The 16,612-nt window shown below is 46.1% G+C and carries 9 protein-coding genes; 6 read left to right on the forward strand and 3 right to left on the reverse strand.

Annotated elements, in window-relative coordinates; genetic code table 11:
• Positions 1–846: 846 nt before the first annotated feature.
• A complete protein-coding gene (locus CHB92_RS26215; RefSeq protein ID WP_245842768.1) occupies positions 847–1,341 on the forward strand; it encodes a hypothetical protein in 495 nt (164 codons plus the stop codon).
• A gap of 48 nt (positions 1,342–1,389) precedes the next feature.
• Here CHB92_RS26215 and CHB92_RS20865 read toward each other — a convergent pair whose 3' ends face one another.
• The 3 genes from CHB92_RS20865 to dnaK form a co-directional block, all read right to left on the reverse strand.
• Positions 1,390–2,373, reverse strand: coding sequence for a glycosyltransferase (locus CHB92_RS20865; RefSeq protein WP_394341152.1), 984 nt, complete (start codon positions 2,371–2,373; stop codon positions 1,390–1,392).
• Between the two features lie 245 nt (positions 2,374–2,618).
• Complete coding sequence (locus CHB92_RS20870) at positions 2,619–3,890, reverse strand: glycosyltransferase family 2 protein (RefSeq protein WP_089321184.1); 1,272 nt, start codon at positions 3,888–3,890, stop codon at positions 2,619–2,621.
• Between the two features lie 261 nt (positions 3,891–4,151).
• On the reverse strand, positions 4,152–6,080 hold the full coding sequence (gene dnaK / locus CHB92_RS20875; RefSeq protein ID WP_089321185.1) for a molecular chaperone DnaK: 1,929 nt from the start codon (positions 6,078–6,080) through the stop codon (positions 4,152–4,154).
• A 1,397-nt stretch (positions 6,081–7,477) separates the two neighbouring features.
• Between dnaK and CHB92_RS20880 the strand changes: the two genes are divergently transcribed.
• From CHB92_RS20880 to CHB92_RS20900, 5 genes are all read left to right on the forward strand, one after another.
• A complete protein-coding gene (locus CHB92_RS20880) occupies positions 7,478–11,704 on the forward strand; it encodes a malectin domain-containing carbohydrate-binding protein (RefSeq protein ID WP_089321186.1) in 4,227 nt (1,408 codons plus the stop codon).
• Positions 11,705–12,289: 585 nt separating this feature from the next.
• Positions 12,290–13,879 carry a hypothetical protein gene (locus CHB92_RS20885; protein WP_089321187.1) on the forward strand — a complete coding sequence of 530 codons (1,590 nt, stop codon included), beginning with the start codon at positions 12,290–12,292 and terminating at the stop codon, positions 13,877–13,879.
• 55 nt (positions 13,880–13,934) lie between these two features.
• Positions 13,935–14,987 (forward strand): Gfo/Idh/MocA family protein, encoded by a 1,053-nt coding sequence (locus tag CHB92_RS20890; protein WP_089321188.1) that lies wholly within the window; start codon positions 13,935–13,937, stop codon positions 14,985–14,987.
• Positions 14,988–15,054: 67 nt separating this feature from the next.
• Complete coding sequence (locus CHB92_RS26335; RefSeq protein WP_308701870.1) at positions 15,055–15,495, forward strand: acyltransferase; 441 nt, start codon at positions 15,055–15,057, stop codon at positions 15,493–15,495.
• Position 15,496: 1 nt separating this feature from the next.
• The gene (locus tag CHB92_RS20900) at positions 15,497–16,612 is read left to right on the forward strand and encodes a DegT/DnrJ/EryC1/StrS family aminotransferase (RefSeq protein WP_089321190.1); all 1,116 of its coding nucleotides are present in this window, start codon (positions 15,497–15,499) and stop codon (positions 16,610–16,612) included.

Below are 16,612 nucleotides of genomic sequence, written 5' to 3' on the forward strand. Positions count from 1 at the left end.
CTCTTTTCTGCCTAAGAAGCCGGCTCTCAAGCTAAACATCGAGCCGCAGTTCAAAAACCTCCTATGCCTAATCTAGCTTATACCGAACTCACGTTTGTATAGTTAAATGCTGATCTCGGACATTTTGTGTTTTCGCACAGGGTATCCTTGTTACTACTACCCGACGACTTTTCGAAAGAAATAGCTCCTTCTCAAGGACCTGGCCTTCATAAGTTTAGTGCAATATTGTCTTACCTTTTAGTGTAATAACATTATAAAATGTAGAGAAAATGCTGAATTATGTTTATATAAAACTAACTTTGTTGTTCTGCCGTTAAAAGCAAAATTATCTATAGCAATAATTCATAGTTAATAAACATCTAATCCTGACAGCTTACTCCTGTATAAAACCTTATGCGAAGGATCCTATTAAAGATCTTACACCTATATGTTATCATAAGCACCGCAAACAAGTATGGACCATCAAGTGTACACATAAGAGACAATTACTACAGTAGGCTGCTTCAAATCAAGTATTTATTTAAAGATTATGTCTTTAAAAGAAAGTATAAGGTCGTTGAGTACCGGCTGGAATTTCAGCAGGAGTTAACGTTTGTACTGCCTTTTGCTTATTGGCATTATCTGAATGGGACCTTAGAGAAAACCATCTCTTGCAAGTACACAAAGGAGCTTTATTTTTTTAGCCCCAACCACGAGGAGCGCTATGAAAAAAGATTAGCAAGGCTCCCGAAAAAAAGATTTGACTACCCGAACATGTTTCACTGCAGAACCTTTAGAAAGGACAAGTGGGCCATGGTACCTCTGAAGGAGCGTTATCAAAATCAGGTGCTTGTATTTGAAAAGCCCATGTTGATAATTGCTAACAAGTACAACACAGAGTGGGGCAACGGCCCCATCAATTATTTTAGTATTCCGGTGCTTGACAGAATTATCAGAGAGTATGGAGAGAAGTACCAGGTTGTTTATAACAGGCCTTCCAATGGGCACATTACAATGGACAACAGTGAGATTCTGGAGCTAAATGAGATAGATTACATCAGGAAAAATCACCCGCACGTTATACTCGCGGAGGATCTGTACCGAAAGCACAAAGGGCTTGCAAATAATTACAATCATTTTCAATTGCTGCTATATGCAAACTGCAGCCATTTCATATCGGTACATGGCGGTACAGCAGCCTTAGCCAGCTATTTTGGCGGCGTGAATATCATTTACTCTAAACGAGGGCACGAGCATATCTTTAAAGAGTTCGAAACTATATTCCCTGCTTTATCAGGAGCTAAAGTCTTACATGCAAAAAAAGAGCAGGAGGTCTTTGGCTATTTACAGGAGCACTACTAGCAATCAAGTACTTGCCCGCTAAAGCCATCTGTGAAGGGAAAGTAAAAGCTATCCAATGTTCAAGAGCATCTTTAAGTGTACTTTTACAGCAGCATACCAGATCTTGATATTCTGATTTAGCTTTAAGGCTTCTCTTAGGTTTGTTTTTACAACCTCTTTGTTATGAGTAGCTCTCCAAATCCTGTTTGCCATAATAATGCCATAGTGCGCATAATACATACGCGCTTTTTTACGCTGAGACTTTCTTTTAGCTGGTGGCAAGTGGGTTTGGATGAGTTCTATAGCCTGTGCAATGTCTACTAGGTACTGGCCGGTCTGGTGCTTTACCCCAGATATAGAAGTCGTATGCTTTCGGTATTCTGCAAGAATTTCCGGTGTATAAGCAACTGGGTAATGGCGTGCAATTCGAACCCACATCTCCCAGTCTTCTGCATAAAACAACCCATAAAAGGCCCCTAACTTCTCATACACCTCTCTTCGCACCGCAATGGCTGCGTACTGTATGCGCTGCCGTTCACTAATACGGAGAAGCCAATTGTTTAAAAGTCCGGGAGTATCCCTCTCCGGGGCTTTAATGCCAGGTAATGTTTTGTCCTCTGCGTCTATCGGCTGGTACCTGCAAAAGGCTGCCCCTGCTTCGGGATATTGATGCAGCAGCTTTTCCATGGCGCTGTAATAGCCTTTCCTAACCTTGTCGTCTCCGTGTAACAAGTGAACGATCTTGCCGCGGGCACGATTGATACAGGTTTCGAAGTTGCGCAAGCTGCCTACATTTTGCGCTTGCCTATAGTAGCTTACCCTTCCCTTTCCTATCTGCTTTACGAGTGCCTCCACATCCGTATCTGTGCTGGCATCGTCTACCACTTCTATTTGCATCTCCTGCTCCGGTATCTCCTGCATCAGTACGCTTTCTAATGTATCGACCAAGAACTGGGAACAGTTGTAGACGGGAATCATCACAGACCACGTGGGGCGTTCAGTGCCAGCTGGGACTGGCTTAACAGTTGGAGGGGCAGAAGGAACACGTATCATAAGGGACTTGGTGGTTGAGCTTTGTTGGTTAAGATACTAGTTAGCCGCTACAGCCTTATACTGAAAACTGCATAGGCTGTTCTTCTCGTCTGCTTCTGCTGTGTTAACAGAAGAACCTTTTTCATTTTGGTCACTTAAGCAAGCGTTAGCATTATGGCACATGAGGAGTGCCTCTGCTCAGTGGACACTGAGATCATATTATTAAAACGAAATCAGGTAAGTTGAGTGTGTCGAGGCTTTCATGCCTATACGCCCGTTTTTGAGTGGGGCCTCCTGTTTTTTAAAAAGTAAATCAAGCCTGAGAGGGTGCCTCTTACCTCTGCGCCTAATGTGCTGTAGCGTAGGGGGTAGTTCGGAAAGCCTCTGACCAGGAAGCGCAAAAAGCGGAGTGGCAGCAGCTTGACTATGAATCGTTTGTAGCCCGCCTGCTGGTTCTGCCTTTGCTGTATCAAAGCAGCCGTTACAAAGCCTCTCATATAGTAAAATATTTGCTTCCTGAACCCTTTATGATCCTTTCGGTGCTGGTGATACACAATTGCCCGTGGATTATATTTGATGGTGTGGCCCTTGGCCAGAATACGATACCACATCTCGGAGTCTCCATTGCAGCCTGCCGCGCCTGCATCCAAAAGCTCATCAAAGTACCCAACCTCCCTGAACACGTCTTTTCGAAAGGCCATGTTAGCACCTGCTCCTATTTTCCAAACGGGAGGGCCCTTTGGCAACATACTGTTGAAGTAACCACTGTCATACGTCTTGTCTATGTAGCCACGGTTAAAGCTCCAATACTTTTCAAAGATATACTGTGCTTCCGTCTTCAGTTCCAAAGCGATTATTAATCCGGTCATGGCCGTAACAAAGGGATCCTGGAATGTTTCCCACACTCTATAAACCCACAGTGGGTGTATCACCACGTCGTCATCCACAAAGGCGACTATTGGCGAACCCGCATTAGCAATGCCTGTGTTACGGGCAATATCAAGGCCAAGGCGGGGCTCTCTAACATAGGATACGTTAGGGAATTGTGTTGTTACCTCTTGCGTGGAGGCGTCGGAAGGACAGTTATCTACCACAATTATCTCTGCCGGCTGGCAGGTGAGAGAGCTAATCATCTGGAGGCATCTTAGAAGCGCAGGGGTTCTGTTGCGCGTACAGATGATAACTGAAACAGGCACACGTCCCGGTATTTCCTTCTGTAAATTGGCACTAAACACTCTTCGCATCCAGTGTGCCCACTTATCTAAGTCTTTGTTTATAAGCCACGTTTGCCAGTCGTTGCGCATATGCTGCTGTTCCCTTGCATAAAATTCTATGGCTGGCCGGATCGCTTGTAGCAGCTTTTCGTTGTAATCGTGAGCAGCAAGCGAATTGCCAGGTTCCAGAAACAGGTGGCCTAGCGCAATATCCTTCCACCAAAACACCAGGTAGAGACCGTTTTCAGTTAGGTCGAGTTCTGGCGGTGTCACCTGCTTGTCAAGGTAAACATGGTGAATGAGGTACGGAGGGTGCTTCTTCATGAATAAACTGTACGTTATTGCTGGTAAACGGTGTTTTTTCAATCTGAGTTGGAAAGAGCTCGTCAGTGTATGACATCTAGGACAGATTCCGAAAGGTAGATAACATGCGAGACAGGCGCTTAGGACTGAGCAGTTCAAAAACAGCCAATAGACAGCTAGCCTGAGGAGTAAGAATACGATGTTGCTTCCATAAGCGCAAAAAGAAAATAGTCCCTGCCGATACCAGCAGGGACTATTTCATACGTTTGAGGAATTAGATGTTTATTTGTTGCCGTCTACTTCTTCGTAGTCTACATCGGTTACACCGCCATCATTGGCAGCTGCGCCCTGTGGACCACCCGCCTGGCCATTACCGCCTTCAGCACCTGGGGCTCCTTGTCCTTGTGTCGCGTTGTACATCTCCTGCGAGGCTGCACTCCATGCGTTGTTCAGGTTCTCCAGGGCCTTGTCGATGCCCGCCACGTCTTTCGACTCGTGGGCTTTCTTCAGTTCAGCCAGGGCATTCTCGATGTTCGACTTGTTACCAGCAGATAGCTTGTCGCCGTACTCCTTTAGCTGCTTTTCCGTCTGGAAGATCATGGAGTCGGCGGTGTTCAGCTTCTCAATCTCTTCCTTCGCACGCTTATCTGCTTCGGCGTTGGCTTCGGCTTCTTGGCGCATTTTCTCGATTTCCTGCTCGCTCAGACCAGAAGAAGCCTCAATACGGATCTTCTGCTCTTTACCCGTGGCTTTGTCTTTCGCCGTTACATGCAGGATACCGTTGGCGTCGATATCGAACGTTACTTCGATCTGCGGAACACCACGTGGCGCTGGTGGAATGTCTGACAGGTGGAAGCGACCGATCGTACGGTTGTCTTTTGCCATAGGGCGCTCACCCTGCAGTACGTGAATCTCCACAGACGGCTGGTTATCGGAAGCAGTAGAGAAAGTCTCTGACTTCTTCGTTGGGATCGTTGTGTTGGCCTCGATCAGTTTGGTCATCACACCACCCATTGTCTCGATACCCAGTGAAAGCGGCGTTACGTCCAGCAGGAGTACGTCTTTTACTTCACCAGTTAATACACCGCCCTGGATCGCAGCACCGATGGCCACAACCTCATCCGGGTTTACACCTTTTGAAGGCTTCTTGCCGAAGAACTTCTCTACTTCTTCCTGCACTCTCGGGATACGGGTAGAACCACCTACCAAAATCACCTCGTCGATATCAGAAGTAGACAGGCCAGCGTCTTTCAGGGCCTGACGGCATGGCTCCATAGAGCGACGGATCAGGTCATCAGACAACTGCTCAAATTTCGCACGCGTCAGTTTGCGCACCAGGTGCTTTGGTACGCCGTCAACCGGCATGATGTATGGCAGGTTGATCTCTGTTTCGTTAGAAGATGAAAGCTCAATCTTCGCTTTCTCTGCAGCCTCTTTCAGACGCTGCAGTGCCATTGGGTCTTTGCGCAGGTCAAGGCCTTCGTCTTTCTTAAACTCGTCAGCCAGCCAGTTGATGATCACCTGGTCAAAGTCATCACCACCCAGGTGTGTGTCACCGTTGGTAGAAAGTACCTCAAATACACCGTCACCTAACTCCAGGATCGAGATATCAAATGTACCACCACCTAAGTCAAACACGGCGATTTTCTGGTCTACGCTTTTCTTGTCCAGTCCGTAAGCAAGCGCAGCTGCTGTCGGCTCGTTGATGATACGCTTCACTTCAAGACCTGCAATCTGACCGGCTTCTTTTGTAGCCTGGCGCTGTGCGTCGTTGAAGTAAGCTGGTACGGTAATGACGGCTTCTGTTACAGAAGTGCCGAGGTAGTCTTCAGCAGTTGCCTTCATTTTCTGAAGCACCATGGCAGAAATCTCCTGTGGCGTATACTGTCTGTCGCCGATCTCAACACGCACCGTGTTGTTACCGCCCTGTACCACCTTATAAGACACCTGCTTTGCCTCTTCGCTTACTTCATTGTAGCTATGGCCCATAAAGCGCTTGATAGAAGCAATGGTGTTTTGTGGGTTTGTGATCGCCTGACGTTTAGCCGGGTCACCTACTTTACGCTCGCCATTTCCGTTGTCTAAGAAAGCAACGATAGACGGAGTGGTTCTACGGCCTTCGCTGTTAGGAATAACCACTGGCTCGTTACCTTCCATTACGGCAACGCAAGAGTTGGTTGTACCTAAGTCAATACCTATTATCTTTCCCATTCTATAGTTTTATTATAATTATTTCGATTCAAATTCATTTCTGTTTCCTGTCTTATTACAACCCTTATGCCAAGGGGGAAACAGGTCCGCTTTTCTGTCAATATGTCACTTTATCATGTGGATTACCCGCTTTTGTCTGACGTAACCCACATCCGGAAAGCACAATGCGACAATATTGCTGTACACCCATGCAAGTCCTTCGTTTTAAAGTAAGGAGGTAGAGTGCTTTAGTGTGATTGGCTGTTCTTGCAGAAAGATTACAGGGCCCCCGGGGCCTGATGAGTGACAGGCTGCCCCTGAAAAACAGGCGAACAGAAGCAGGCAACTGAACAGGTAGGGAAAGCCTTTATGATTAGCTCCTTTACATATGATAGCCGTTGGAGAGCTGGTGTTATTTAAAAACTCATGGGCAAAGGGGTTCTCTTCCCTACTCTTTAGCTTAGAAGCAGCAGATTATGGCTAACCCGTTAAAATCACTTCCTGAAAGGTATTATAATGCTTCTTAAACACAGAAAGCCAATGTTCGCTTTATGTTTTAATGTGTTTACAACTTTTCTATGTTTTGTTTATAATCAAATAATTTTTATAACTATTATTGTTGTAAGAGTGTAGGGGAAATGCAACTTACCTCTTAGATATCTTTTTTAAGGTTGCTGTTCGGCTGTACAAGGGAAGGCATGGTAGTGACGAAAAGCGCTTCGTCTTTCCAATAGAAAGTAAAACGGTAACTTTTGAAGCCGAGCCAGCAGGCTTAACTGAAAGTAAGGCTTTACCTCCAAGTAAAATGCTACAAGTATAGTAGGGGCTAGATGAGCACGAACATCACTTAAGCTAAAAGGACTGGCTAACTGTCGTTTTGCTACCGAAAACAAACATTTTAAATTATTAATGTTATGGTTACAATTTGTACTCCCCCTTATTATGCTGGTCTGTTGGCACCTTCCAATAACAGGCTACGTGTCATACCTCCCGGGCTTAATCCAGTCATGGAAAGTAAGCCTTCGTGGTTGCCCCAGATGTCTGTCCCGGTTTAGGAGTTTAGTTTCCTCGTAGACAAACGGTTAGCATTTATTTCGGTTGTTTGAGCAGGGCTACCGCGCTTTGCTCCTTTTCATTAACCTGTTTGGGTGTGTAATTTCCCTCATCCCTTTGCAAGGTGGGAAGGCGGAATGTGAACTTACCTAACATAGGGTGTGCTGACCGGTTGCGAAGGCTATGTTTGCTTTTCCTCGAAGGTCGAATGCTAGGCGGCACAAAGCTGGTTGGTCATAGTCGGTTACTTAGTTGGTGTTTTGCTTCCTACTATAGAGTAACAGTCCACCTTGTTCTGCCTTATCGTTTGCTTATACCAATGCCTTGATGTCAGCGCCCAAGGACATTAAATCTAAAAGTACTTTATGAAAACACTTCTTACCATAGCTGTAAAAGCTTACCGTTTGCCTTTTGTGAAGCTTTCACAATACTTTCTTTTTGCGATGGCGCTTTTACCATTTACTGCACTTGGGCAACTGCCCACCTCGTTTCAAAAAGTTGAGTTGCTAACCGGGCTCACCAACGCTGTTAATTTTGAGTTTGCTCCCGACGGGCGGGTGTTTATTGTAGATCGTTATGGAGAATTACTAGTATATAAGCCAAATACGCAAACTACCGTCTCAGCAGGCACCATCAGTGTCTTCCGCGATATGGAAGATGGTCTCTTAGCCATTGCATTTGATCCACAGTTTACAACAAACGGGTTTGTATACCTGCACTACTCTCATCCCTCCCTGCCCAAGAACAGGGTATCCCGCTTTAAGATGGAGGGGGACAAGCTAAACCTCTCAAGCGAGGTGGTGCTGCTGGAGTGGCAGAGCGACCGGAACGGGTACTTCCATTCGGCTGGGGACATGGACTTTGACTCCAAGGGCAATCTGTACATTGCCACAGGGGATAACACAAACCACTCGGCCTACTCCACCCTTGATGAAACGGACCCTAACTTAAGCGCAGAGCGAACTTCTTCTAATACCAACGACTTGCGGGGCAAAATTCTTAGAATAAAGCCGCAATCAAATGGTACCTACAGTATACCGGAAGGCAATCTCTTTCCGAATGGGACAGGGGGGCGTCCTGAAATTTATGTGATGGGAGCCCGAAATCCCTTTAAAATATTTGTAGATAAAGCAACTACAGATTGGCTTTTCTGGAGCGACGTAGGGCCAGATGCGAACTCGAAAAGTAACCTGGGGCCTATGGGGATGGACGAAATCAACTTAACGAAAGGCGCGGCGAACCATGGCTGGCCTTATTTTGCGGGTAAGAATGAGCCCTATCTCAACACCTACGCAAACCCTAACTTCTTTTATGACCCTAATAGCCCGGTGAACATGTCTAAGTGGAACACCGGTACGAAAAATCTGCCGCCAGCCAAGTCCTCCTGGTTAGAGTTCTTTCACAAATGCTACCTGGCGGGTCCCCGGTATTACTATAGCTCCTCTATTAACAACCCCAAGAAATTGCCCTCCGATTTTCACGAGGCCTTTTTTTACTACGATTTCAACACAAGCAATATCTGGGTGGTAAAGATGGACGCGAATGGTAACCCTGTATCCACGCAACAGCTCACAGAAAGTATCAAAGGGGCAGGGTTTATAGATTTAAAAATTGGTCCGGACGGGCAGTTATACATATTGGAATACGGGGCAGGGTGTTGTCCGGGCAACGTGGGTAGCGGCAAGCTGGTACGCGTTGATTACACAGGTAGTGACAGCAACAAAGCTCCTGATATAAGTATACAGGCTGATGTAACGTCAGGTGCTCTACCCTTAACCGTTAACTTCTCCAGCGAAGGCACCACAGATCCTAACGGGGACGCCATGACTTATGCCTGGGATTTTCAGGGAGACGGCGTTATAGATTCAAATTTAAAGAACCCGGCTTACACCTATACTCAAAAAGGAGTGTTTAACGCTTTGTTACGCGTAAGTGACTCTAAAGGGGCGTCCAGTTCCAAGTCTATTAAGATTTATGCCGGTAATCATGCTGCCACTTTTAAGTTTGTATCGCCCCTTGACGGCGGTATGATCAACTGGGGGGATGACTTAAGCTATGATATTGTGGTGAACGATCAGGAGGACGGTTCTACCGCCAACGGTACCATTAGTTGTAGTAAGCTTAACCTGGTCCCTTCTTTTGGGCATCTCACCCATTCCCACGATGGCATGACCATTAACCAGTGTAAAGGCACCTTCAACCTGAATCCCATGGGACATAATACACAGGGGGAGGATGATATTTACTATGTATTTAAAGTTAATTACACAGATACGGATGGCTTAACTTCCTTTGATCAGGTTACCGTGCATCCTAAGGTAATGGAGGCCGAGTTTTACGACCTGCAATCCAGTACAAGCTTGGTTGCGAACACCGATAAGTTAGGCGGAGGATCCCATGCGGTGAGGGCTTTGTCTCATGGCGCATACATCATGCTGGAGGGAAGAAATTTACAGAACATCAACGCTGTTTCGTATCGGGTGGCCGCTACGCTGGGAGGTGTTATAGAACTGCGGGCCGATGCGCCGGGAGGTACGCTTATTAATAGTGTAAATGTGCCATCTACGGGTAGCTTGAGCAACTGGGTAAATATAGAGGCCCCGCTTACAAACCCTGGGGGAAAGCATGACCTTTACCTTGTGTTTAAGAAAAACACGGGTGATGTCAACCTGTTCGACTTAAACTACATTGAGTTTAAAGGCCCTGGCATCTCCATAGATAACACGCCTCCTATTGTTAGTGCAGTACAGGTAGCGTCCAAAACACAGCTTAACGTGTTATTCAGTGAGCCGCTTGATAAGACGTCTGCACAGCAGGTCGCTAACTATTCTATTAACAATGGCATAACCGTTTCTGCTGCAGTCCTGCAGGCAGACCGAAAAACTGTAAGCTTAACTACATCCACGATTCCTTCTCCGGGAACACATGAGCTCACAGTAAAGAATATAAAAAATGAATCAGGGGTAGCGCTAAGCTCCATTACCGCAAGCTTTAAACTGGAGGATGCCCTGTTCCGCATCAATGCCGGAGGCCCTGCCGTGGAAGTGGATGGCGTGCAATGGTCGCAGAACCAGTACAACAGTGGTGGCTATACCTATGCAAATACTTCTTTAGCCATCGATAACACAACGGCAGATGCCCTATACCAGACGGAGTTGTATGGCACCTTCAGCTACAACGTTCCCTTGGCCTCGGGCACTTACCTGGTGCGGCTGCACTTCGCCGAGATCTACTTCGGGGTGGGGGGCATACCGGGGGGCGCCGGCAAGCGGGTCTTCAACGTGACGGGCGAGGGGCAGGCGCTTTTAACCAACTTCGACGTCTTCGCCCAGGCCGGTGGGGCGCTGAAAGCGCTGGTCAAGGAGTTTGAGGTGTCGGTGACGGACGGGACGCTGAACCTGGCTTTCCAGCAGGTGACCGAGAACCCGAAAGTGTCGGCCATCGAGGTCGTGTCGAAGGGGCAGAGCACTCCCACTAACTCGGCTCCTGTGGTAGCTTACCCCATCCCGGACCAGAGCGGCACGGCAGGTAGTGCTTTGAGCTTCACCTTTGCCGCCAACGCTTTCTCTGACGCTGACGGCGACCCACTGAGCTACTCGGCCAGCCTGTCCAACGGCAGTGCCTTACCTTCCTGGCTGAGCTTCAACGCCTCTACCCGCACCTTCAGCGGCACGCCCTCCGAGACGAATGTCGGCCTGCTGACCATACTGGTCAAGGCCTCCGACGGCAAGGGGGGCACGGCCAGCGACGCCTTTGACCTGACGGTGAAGACGGGCGGCAGCACGGGCGGCGGAACGACAGCTGTCAGGATCAACGCCGGGGGCGCCCAGTTCACGGCCGGCAGCGGCACGGTCTTCTCGGCCGACCAGCACAGCAGCGGGGGCTACACCTATGCCATTGCCAGTACCACAGACGTGGCCGGCACTACCGACGATGCGCTTTACAGGACAGAGCGCTACGGCACCTTCAGCTACAACGTTCCCTTGGCCTCGGGCACTTACCTGGTGCGGCTGCACTTCGCCGAAATCTACTTCGGGGTGGGGGGCATACCGGGGGGCGCCGGCAAGCGGGTCTTCAACGTGACGGGCGAGGGGCAGGCGCTTTTAACCAACTTCGACGTCTTCGCCCAGGCCGGTGGGGCGCTGAAAGCGCTGGTCAAGGAGTTTGAGGTGTCGGTGACGGACGGGACGCTGAATCTGGCTTTCCAGCAGGTGACCGAGAACCCGAAGGTGTCGGCCATCGAGATCGTACCGATAACCTCTACCATGAGCCTTAGCAGTACAAAGGCTGCTGTTGCCTCCGAGGATGTAAGTCTTGTAGAAGATGTTCTTGTGACTGTCTATCCCAACCCGTTTGATAAGGTTGTGAATGTTCGGGTCCAGTCAGGTGAACCACAAGGGTACCTTGTAAAAGTATATGATTTGGCAGGCAGAGTGCTGTATAAAAACTACTTTAAGATTGAGTCGCCTGGGGCCGGAGCCCTTGCGATAGACTTTACAAATAGTAATATACTGAGGAAAGAGGTATACCTGATTTCAGTGGAGGCGGTGAGGGGTTCTTATAGAAAGGTAATCAAAGTTTTAAAAGAATAGTTTATTAAGTATTAATTGTAAATGTGTGGCTAATAGTAGGTGCTGCGTCCTTTTATTAATACTAAGTTGGACGCAGTGCTTGTTTGTTTATTAATAGTATTGCCAGCATAGCAGTTGAACCTTTAAATATGGATAAGCCTGATTTGCTACAATTTGATTGGATATAGTTTGACTGTTTATTTTTGTATTTGTATATATATGTGTGTAATTTAATATAAAAAAAGTTCACAAATGCTTTGTTGCTTATGTTCTTTTCTGTAATATTGATATAAGTAAAGAAAGTGCTTTAAAAATTCAATTTATTTAAAAGATTTAAGAGCAAGAAACTTAATGTACTAGGCTCTATATTCTGAAGACAGAAGCAGTGGAGTTAAGGCGGTTATAGCACACTTATATAGCACACTTAAAGGGAAACCTGACAGGAAGACAACTAATTGCCTTAGCTGCACAATGTAAACTTCGTTTTAGTATTTTTAAATATTTATATAAGGAAAAATACTTTTTCAACTTCCAAATTCATTGAAGTCACTACCTCAGGTCAGATAGATGCAAGCATATACTACTTCCTCCGTCTCTTCAAGAGAGATGCAGATACAGAAAAGAATTGTTTCTCGCTTTTGGTGGGTATGGTTAGTTGCTATTGCGATAGTAGTTTTCGTGATATTGGCAACCCTTGAGTTTGCTCCTTTTTTGTTCATGGATGAGCTAATGAATGTGGATCTTGGTAGAACTATTCTTAATCCAAAAACTAGCTGGTCAGTAGCTTGGATGACCGAAGAAAACAAGCCGGTCTATCTTTTGACATATCTTGGCCCTGTTCTACAGGAGCTGTCTTACCAAGTTGCAGGGGAATTAGGCCCAAGAGTTTCGGCTCTGATTGGTGCAGTTGCGGCTGCAACTGCATTGGTCGGTTGGTTGCTTGCTAGAGGGACTGCAAAAATTGCGGCTTTGGCTTTAGGTATTGCCTTTATCTTGGATCCTTTATTTGTACAAGCTTATACTACAGGGCGAGTAGATGGGTGGGCTATGGCATTGTGCCTGTCTAGTTGTGGCGTTCTAAGGTATGTAGCGCTTTATCAACTTCAGGGGCATAGTATTAATCGCTATGTTTTCCTTAGTAGTACTCTTGCAGTACTAGCCCTGTTCACCTGGCCTTCTGCGGGTTTTTTAATTCCGCTTATACTTATAGAGTTTCTGTTTCTATTGAAAAAGAAAGTATCTCTGTCTGGCAGTTGGCAGGATGCAGTTGTGCCAGCTGCATCTTTTATAACTGGATGCTTAGTAACGAGTCTGTTGCTTCTAGTCCCTATTGTTCCACAGTTATATGATTTATTGGGCAGTATGATCGAAGCCTTAAAAGTCAATTTGCGCCATGGGGGAGAGGCTAGTGATCAAGGAGGAGGCGGGTTAAGTATAACAGCATCCTTCATTGAAATACTTAGAGTCTTGAAGTTTACGCCAGCTTTACTTCTAATGGCCTTGCTAGGTGTTGTCCGGAAGAGACAACCAGAAGTTTTAATTGGCGGACTGGTTGCAGTTTTATTAATGATGAGTACTGTGGTGTATATAAGTAGAGTTCAGTATCTCTTGCCTTACTTAGTTCTTTCGGCGGCTACTCTTTTTAGCTTTAAAACTGTAGGCCATAAAGCTAGTTTAATCAATACCAGTGCCCTTGTTCTAGTTCTTTTTTGGTCTGTTGGACTTACCATCATTGCTCGGACTATTGTAGCTCTACATAAATCCGAAGAACGCAACAGAGAGTTGATAAGTCGAACAGCACGATCAATGATAGGGCCTGGAAACCACTCTGTTGCATTATTCAACTCATTCGAATTTTACTACGCGGGACGTTCCCTCGGTTGGAAAATGTATGCTCCTTACAAACCAGCCTTTGCAGATATCTCTTTAGAGATGATGCAACGCTCTCTGTCTCACGCAGATTACGCAATCATACCACAAGAGCATTTGACAAAAGAATTTGAGGATCTACTAAAGGATGAAGGTATGTATCTAGCAGGTGCTTATCTTTTCTATAAGGAGCCTTACGAAAAAGACTATGTGAAAGACCATAGTAAGACAACGAACATTGATAGAGTACACATTGTGTACAGAATTTTAAGACAACCATATGGCCCCTACAGGCTCTATGCTCGTGAAAATAAAAGTGCGAGTTAGCACTTTGAGAATTGGCAAAGCAAAATAAAGCTATTAATCAATATAAGGTAAAAATATGGTAAATGTAGGAATCATAGGCTATGGGTACTGGGGACCTAACCTTGTAAGGAATTTTTATGCTGCGAAAGATTGCTGTGTAAGGACTGTAGCAGATGCGCGACCTGAACGGTTACAACAATTGGAAAAGGTTTTTCCGTCTATTGAAGGTGTAAGAGACGCAAATGATGTTATTTATAATAAGAACATTGATGCTGTAGTTATTGCCACACCTGTTTCCACTCATTTTACACTAGCAAGAATGGCCTTGGCGGAAGGCAAGCATGTACTGCTCGAAAAGCCTATGACTTCGTCGGTGGTGGAGGCAGAGATTCTGATCAATCTAGCTGAGCAAAAGGGAGTGTTGCTCATGGTGGATCATACTTTCCTCTATACTGGTGCCGTGCAGAAGATGCGTCAACTGGTGGATAGCCAGGAGTTAGGAAATATAAAATACTTGGACTCAACCCGAATCAACTTAGGCCTTTTCCAGTCTGACATTAACGTACTCTGGGACCTTGCACCCCATGATATTTCCATTTTAAACTACGTTGTTGATGAGCGTCCTTACAGCGTAAACGCAACAGGTATTACGCATACAAACAACAGCATTGAGAACATCGCTTACTTGACGGTTAACTACGCCTCAGGGTTCATTGCTCATTTTAATTGCTCCTGGACAAGTCCTGTTAAGGTAAGGATGATGCTAATAGGGGGAGATCAGAAAATGATTCTATACAACGACTTGGAACCAACTGAGAAAATCAAGGTGTACGACACAGGGTATAGTTATTCGAATGATGAGGAGAAAAACCGGGTGCTAGTGGATTATAGGACAGGAGATATACATGTACCCAAAATTGCTACTACCGAGGCGCTTCTGGGGATGGCCAATGATTTTGTCTCTTGCATACAGGATAAGAAACAACCAAAGTCCTCTTGCCATTTAGGGCTGGACGTAGTCCGGATTTTGGAAGCATCTAATAAATCAATAAAAAGTTGCGGCCGTGAAATTGTGCTGGAGGATGCTACAGTACCCGCTATACATAATGGGCATGAAGTTTTAATCTAAGAAGATGGATACAATTACAATAGATAGCAGTAAACAAAGCCTACATAATGTAAGGCTAGGTAAGGATGTGAAGATCTATAATTTTGTGAATGCCTACGGATGCAGCATAGACGATGGATCGAAAGTGGGCACCTTCGTGGAAATACAGAAAGGTGCTACCATTGGTAAAAACTGTAAAATATCCAGCCACACGTTTATATGTGAGGGTGTGCATATCGCTGACAATGTGTTTGTAGGGCACAACGTCACTTTTATCAACGACAAGTTCCCGAGAGCAACTAATGAGGATGGTTCGCTGCAAACAGAGACAGATTGGAACTGCGTCCAAACCTACGTAGAGGAAGGCGCCTCCATCGGTTCCAGCGCTACTATACTATGTGGTGTGCGGATTGGGAAAAGAGCTATTGTTGGCGCTGGTTCTGTGGTAACCAAAAACGTGCCTGAAAATGCTGTGGTGGCAGGCAATCCTGCTAAAGTTATTAAATACACTGCCCAAGTACTTGTGTGATATGGAAATGATAGCTGTACAGGAGAGAATCCCTTGCCTTGACCTGAAAGGTCAACACCAGCAAATAAAACGTGAAGTGTTTGAGGCCTTTGAGAAAGTGTATGAAAACACGGCTTTCTCGGGTGGTCCGTTTGTGGAGGAGTTTGAGCAGGGCTTTGCCGCTTTCTGTGGGACGAAATATGCCGTAGGAGTAAACAATGGTACATCTGCGTTGCACTTGGCCATGCTTGCATTAGGCATCGGGCCGGGCGACGAGGTTATTGTGCCTGCCAACACGTTTATCGCTACCGCCTGGGGAGTGTCTTACACTGGAGCCACACCTGTGTTTGTAGACTGTACTTCCGATACCTGGCAACTGGATACTACTAAGATAGAAGATAAAATTACTTCGAACACGAAAGCCATTGTGGGCGTGCACTTGTATGGGCAGCCTTTTAATATTGAGGCTGTAGCGGCTGTCTGTAAAAAGTATAAGCTTTTCATGCTGGAGGATGGAGCACAAGCCCAAGGAGCAAGGTATAAAGGAATACCTGTTGGAGGCTTCGGCGAGATGGCTTGTTTCAGCTTCTATCCGGGTAAGAACCTTGGTGCTTGCGGAGAAGCAGGTGGCGTTACAACCAATAACGAAGCATACTACAAGCACCTGCTGAGCTTAAGGAACCATGGCTCTGTGGTGCGTTACTATCATAATGAAGTAGGGTATAATATGCGAATGGGAGGTTTGGAAAGTGCTTCGTTGAATGTGAAACTAAAGTACATAACCGCCTGGAACAACCGCAGAAGAGCTATTGCTAAGCAGTATCAGCAGCAAATCACTAGCCCTAAAATTCAGCTACAGGTGCAGCCGGATTGGGTTGAATCTGTCTACCATCTTTTTGTAGTAACTACTGCAGATAGAGATGGACTGTTGAAATACCTCAACGAGAAAAGTATTTTCCCTGGTCTTCACTATCCGGTGCCTTGCCACCTACAGAAGGCCTATGCGCATCTAGGGTATAAAGAAGGTGACTGTCCGAATGCAGAATACTTGGCCAATCACTGTCTGTCGCTACCCATGTATGCGGAGTTGAAAGACGAAGATGTTGCGTATGTGATTGAGACCCTGAACCGCTATTAG

This window comes from Pontibacter ummariensis, from assembly GCF_900188175.1.
Taxonomy (GTDB): Bacteria; Bacteroidota; Bacteroidia; order Cytophagales; family Hymenobacteraceae; genus Pontibacter; species Pontibacter ummariensis.